2 protein-coding genes are annotated in these 6,372 nt (G+C 40.9%); both read left to right on the forward strand.

The window, feature by feature from the left end; all coding sequences use genetic code 11:
* Positions 1 to 821 precede the first annotated feature (821 nt).
* Entirely contained in the window at positions 822 to 1,220 is a 399-nt protein-coding gene (locus ACM0OZ_RS47325) for a hypothetical protein (protein WP_414589903.1), read from the forward strand.
* Positions 1,221 to 2,141: 921 nt separating this feature from the next.
* On the forward strand, positions 2,142 to 6,372 hold a 4,231-nt coding region (locus ACM0OZ_RS47330), incomplete at its 3' end, for a hypothetical protein (protein WP_414589904.1).

The raw sequence follows: 6,372 nt of genomic DNA on the forward strand, positions 1-6,372 counted from the left end.
CGCAATGCCTGAGAAGCCTACACCATACCCGTTAGGGTTGGTGTAGGAGCGTCACAATCGGCCTAAGTTGACTGAAAAAATCTACTTTTCCTACTTTTTTAATCTGTATGTAAGATTTTTTTGATTTTTTCTAATTTTTACTAAGATAAATTTTGAACAACTTATGTTAGACGAGAAAATAAGCTTTACGTTCGGCGATCGCATTATTAGTATTGAACCGTAAACCCTATAAAATCACGGGGGTGAGAAGTGATACCCCTGAATGACCAGCAGTATCCTTATAGGGAAGGGGGCTGAGGGGTTAGGTTTGTTTTATGTTTTTTAAGGTTGACCTACTTACTTTAGTTAAAAGAGATTTGCTGCCCCTTTAATTCGGTCTAGCGGTTCCACAGAACGGGGTAAAATCGGTAAATAAACCAACGCGATCGCTGGGAAATATGCCTTGGTTACCTGTACCTTCTACCCGAATGGCTCCCGGAGTTGATCATAATCTTGTTTCCTCTAGCTACTCGGGGGTAAGGAACTGCTATGTGGATTGTATTTAGAAGGCAGAGGAAAAGACTGGTAATGTGGAGGTGCTGACGACTTAGTTGTTGGAACAAAGCATCCATAATCTTGTCTTCTCGACTTTGATTGAGTCTCGTACACCTAAATAACGCGGGATGCGAGGTCACGCCCCGAAATACGAGTCTCAAGAAATTAAATGAATTGAGACTTCTTTTGTTATTTATATCGGGGTCCAAAGGCGACACGAGCAGATTTATCTGCCGTGAAATTCTCTTAGTTTTTGCTCTACATATTCACTACAACTTAACTGATTTTTGGCGGCTTCTTCTTTTATTAAGTCCCATATTTCTGTTGTCAGCCATAGATTTTTTTGTTTCTTTAATGATCTATGTAAAAGTTACGGTAAGGGTATCTCTGCCAAATCTCCAGGTTTTGTACAATCAGAACTCATTCGCAAAGCTGAAAAAGCTGGTGGAAGTGTTCACAAGTTCTCTACTCAAAAAACAGCCCTTTCTCAAACTCATTTAGACGGCAGTCGTATCAAGAAATCGCTGTCTGAACGAGTTCATCGTGATGCAACTGGTATTAAAATGCATCGCGATTTGTTTAGTGCGTACTTGAGTAGATATGTAAATCAGGATGATACGCTGTCAGTGCAAGATGCCCGTACTGGGTATTGTGGGGCGGAGCCGAAGAAAGTTGGAGGCGTTTGAGCAGCAATCCAAAAACCGCGAACAAGTAGGCTCGTCCGTTCGCGCAGCGTGCCCGAAGGGCATAAGTAGGCTGATTCCCTCAGAGCGGTTCTCCGACAAGCTGAAAAAGGTTGACCAGGTAGCCGTCTCTACAGAGTCCGGGCAAGAAGTCAACCCCAATTTTCAGCCTGAATCCGCGTAGCTGTCTTCTCGCGGAGTGGCTCAACAGTTCAGTTGAAAACCTGCATATGCAGGTTTTTTTGTATAGCCTCAGTCTTTTATGTAAACTATTTTTGATTTTTTAAAATAAAAAACCTACTTTTCCTACTTTTCCCACTTTTTTTGATTGACGTTATTTTTTTGATTTGTAAAAAATTATCGAATTTTCCTATTTTTACCTCGATAGTAAGATGTAAATATTTCTTTAATATTTATAAGGTATTTTTTTATGCAGAGAATACAAAGAAATGTTATAAAGAACTAGGGCTTAACTAAATTCAGGGTTGGCACTATGAGGGACCAAAATTCAAACTACGAATCAAAGAATTCCTATAAAGATAAAAAATAAAAGGAAGATTTAAGTTTTGAGGCTTTTGGACGCAATCCTCTTTAGAATTTTGTGTGCGCCGCTCTAATTCAAATCACTCGACGTGCCCGAAATAGAAGAAAAACGCAACATAAAGATGGTAAAAAGTCATTTTTACTATCTACCGATGCTCTAAAAAAGAATGAGTTTCTTGGATAATCTTCAAAAACATAGCCAGGCTAGAAAAAAATCTGGCTATTTTGGCTATTAGTTATTTTTTGACCAGTTTTTAGACCTTGTTAATCATGGTGAAAAACATCATTATGAAAAACAGCGTTATCGAACAGCAAAAGATAAGGATGAATTCAAAGGAATCTTGCATTCCAAGTGATTTATAACTTATAGACCCTTGAAGTATGAAATTCTTCGGTTTCAACCAAAAGAAAAAAAAGGAAAAAAGCGTAAGTAAGCAAGCAAGCTCTATACCTGCTGTTGATTTGGTTATTGTTATCGATACTAGTCCTTCGATGAAAGACCAAGCGCAGGCTTTGAGCAATGCTGCTGCAAGTGCGATCGCCAAAGCGAAATCTAGTTGTCCATCAGATTTAAGAGTCGTTTGGTTGGGTATAGAAGGTACTTGGAAAGGTACAAACTTCGACCAAACCCTGAGAGCTTATCTGACTCAAAAGAAGGTACCTGAATCCAAACTGCGGAGTCGAAAAAAAGGACAAGTTGCAGACGCAGGAGCGCAGGAAGATGCAGCTCGCGCCATTGAAGATATCTCAGATTACTTTGATTGGCGCAAAGGTGCAGCACGAGCTATCTTTTATCTCGGCGATGAAGCACTCGAAGGAGGTGGAGGTAAAACAAAGCAAGAGGATGTGAAAGCTGCTGATTTGGCTATCCAAAAGGCTCAAGCAGCAGGAGTGACGGTTCACACCTATTTTGGAACTTCAAAGAGCAAGCATCAAGAAGGTATCAAAACCGAATACCCCAGACTTGCAACCTCAACAGGTGGACAATCTTTTACGGATAGAGACGTTGTCAATGGTTTTAGTGGAGTCTTAGAAAAAGTTATCTGTGGCAGTCGCACAGCTAAAACTAATAAGCTCATACCAGGGGCAGTTTATATCCTAGATTGTGTCTCCAATGAATTCAGCAAACTTTATACTCTGGATTTAGCCAGAGGAAAAGCTACTTTTATTGGCGAGATAGTGACAGAGGTTTCTGACATTGCTTTTGTCGGTTCCCAACTATATGGGCTTGATAAGGATGGTGACAAGACTCAATTAGTTAAAATTGACCTGAATTCAGGTGATGCTACCGTAATTGGTGATATTGGCTTTGCTTGTGTTGGCTTAACATACAATCGCCAGCGTCAAAGCCTCTACGCCACAACAGCTAAACAACTGATTGCTATTAATCAGGAAACAGGTAAAGGTACGCCAGTAGTATCGGTAGCAGGTAAAGACTACAACTGTGGCGAAGTTGCATTTGATGCTAATGGCAAAGCTTATATTACCTTGATTGGTTACGACAAGAAGAAGTTATTAGCAAGCTACAACCTCGATACAGGTGAAGTCAAGACTATCGGCGATATTGGCTTTGCTGCTCTTGCCAGCATGGAATTTGTTGGCGATGTTCTCTATGGCGTGACTGGCAACTTCTTTAACTTAGGTAAAGACGGTCAATTAATCCGTATTGATACTACCACGGGTAAAGGAACTTTAGTCGCCACGACCGATCCTGTCGGTCGTTGGGCAGGCATCGCTCTTTATGAACCAGCGACAGTAGTAACGACGGAAACCACCTCAGAAGTCAACCCAGACCAAAAATCTGAAACAACAAAAGTTTCTCAAGAAATTAAAGAGGTCAAGGAGGAAGATATGAGCATTTTAACAATCGATACCAAAAACAATTGTTACGTTATCAACCCCGACCAAATCAACCATCTGCAACAAAACGTTGCTAGTTCTTTTACTTTAGAGAAAGGTACTTTTGATATCAAGATTACCGGCGGTCGGTACAGTTATGCCAAGGCGAAAACAGAGGGAGAACCTTTTGTCTTACTCTGGATATATGGGGTTGATGGTAGGAAATTTATCAATAAAACCACAGGTCATGAGGTAGGTGCAACCTGGACAACCTTAAATGGATATAATGATCATTTGCAGTTAGAGGTCAAAGACAAAGCCGTTATCAACGCCTTGTTCTTTGATGTTAACACTGATGACAATAGTGGCTCCATTCATCTTTCAATTACTACTAATAAGCCATTTTTCACTCCTCAAAATTTAACAGTAGACAGCAAACGCAATAGTTATGTACTGGACGAAAATACCCTGTCGAGTTTGAAGCAATCGGGCGCTAACTTCATTGAATTAAATCCCGGAAACTATCGCCTCAAAATTCGTGAAGGCAATGCAACCTATTGGTCAGATAACAAGAAGTTTGAGCTAGAACCTTGGGCTTTAATTTGGGTCAAAGGCGGAAAATTTATTACAAAAGTGACTGGCATTGAAGTTGAAGAAACTTGGACTTCATTGAATGGTCTCAAAGATGAAGTCATTTTAGAGGTCAAAGAAAAAACTACCTTGACAGGTTTATTTTTTGACACCTACAAGGAAAATAAGGAAGGACAAATTATTCTGGCAATAGAGCCAGTGAGTGCAACTGAACTGGCTGAGAACTATAAAAAGCAAGAGAATAATAACGTTACACAACAGAAGCAAGGACAGACTACTACAACCAGGACTGTTACAACCACTGTGACAAATATTCAAGGCACAGGTGGATCTGTCAGTCGTGAAGCAGTGGGTGCCAACAGATCGACGGAGAATGTGACAAATATTCAAGGCACAACAGGTGGATCTGGTGGATCTGTCAGTCGTGAAGCAGTGGGTGCGAACAGCTCGACGGAGAATGTAACAAATATTCAAGGCACAGGTGGATCTGGTGGATCTGTCAGTCGTGAAGCAGTCGGTGCGAACAGCTCGACACAGTTCAGCTTCCGCTTTAACGAAGACGAGTTCAAGAAAAAGTGGGAGGAGCAGTTACAGCAGATTAATACATCTATCAATGTAATAGATGAAAACGATGTAACACTGGAGGCTAAGTATTGGGATCAGCTCGAACAGTGGCTCCTGAAGAACTACGAGAAGCACTTTAAGAACTTGGCTGTAGAAGTGGCAAAAGTCAGGTTTACGATGGATGCCTATCAGGAGCAGATGGAGTTTAGCCTGAACCAGCAATTGCAAAGCTGGTCTAGTTACTTAGACAGGCTAGTGGAAGATAAAATCAACGTTGAGATATCGAGGAGAATTAACCAGCAGATCAACCAGTACGTTGACCAAACCTTTGAGCAAAGGATACGTAACAACATTGGATTAATTATCAACAATATTTTAAATAAGCAGGAACTCAACCAGTACATTGATCGGCATGTCGATCAGCAAATCGACCAAATCTTCGACCAAAAGATACGTAACAACATCGGATTAATTGTCAACAACGTTGTACGTAAGCAGGAACTCAACCAGCACATTGATCGGCATGTCGATCAGCAAATCGACTCCTCCTTCGAGCAAAAGATACGTAACAACATCGAATTAATTGTCAACAACGTTGTACGTAAGCAGGAACTCAACCAGTACATTGATCGGCATGTCGATCAGCAAATCGACTCCTCCTTCGAGCAAAAAATACGTAACAACGTCGAATTAATAATCAACAACCTTGTCAATAAGCAGGAACTCAATCAGTACATTGATCGGCATGTTGATCAGCAAATCGACTCCTCCTTCGAGCAAAAGGTACGCAATAACGTCAACCTAATTACTCAGAATATTGTCACAGAGACATTCAACACACTCATTACTGAGAAGCTTGTCAATAACAATACTGACCTCGACCAGTACGTCAGCCAGCAAATTGACAACACTTTTGAGCAAAAGGTACAAAATCACAGAGATGTGATTACTCAGAACATTGTGAATAACAATGAGCAATTAAACCAGTACTTTGACCAGCGCTTACAGCACAGTGTCACCAACAACACTGAAGTGAACAACCAGATTGTCAACTTGGTTGCCAACAGTACTGAAATTAACAACAAGATTTCCAATCTGCGCAACGAGTGGAATCAGACATTCATCAATCTGGCTACACAGCACGTAGATGAACTGAGCAACATCATAGGTGGTACAGAGACATTCAACAGACTCATTATTCAGAAGCTTGTCAATAACAATACTGACCTTGACCACTACGTCAGCCAGCAAATTGACAACACTTATGAGCAAAAAGTACGAAATCACATCTCTGTGATTACCCAGAACATTGTGAATAACAATGAGCAATTAAACCAGTACATCGACCAGCGCTTACAGCATACGGTTACCAGCAACACTGAAGTGAACAACCAGATTGTCAACTTAGTTGCCGACAGCACTGAAATTAACAACAAGATTTCCAACCTGCGCAACGAGTGGAATCAGACATTCATCAATCTGGCTACACAGCACGTCGATGAACTGAGCAACATCATCGGCGGTAGAGAGACATTCAACAGACTCATTACTCAAAACCTTGTCAATAACAATGAGGAGTTAAATCAGTACTTCGACCAGCGCTTACAGCACAGTGTCA

It is taken from the genome of Scytonema sp. PCC 10023 (assembly GCF_963920835.1).
GTDB lineage: Bacteria > Cyanobacteriota > Cyanobacteriia > Cyanobacteriales > Nostocaceae > Kalymmatonema.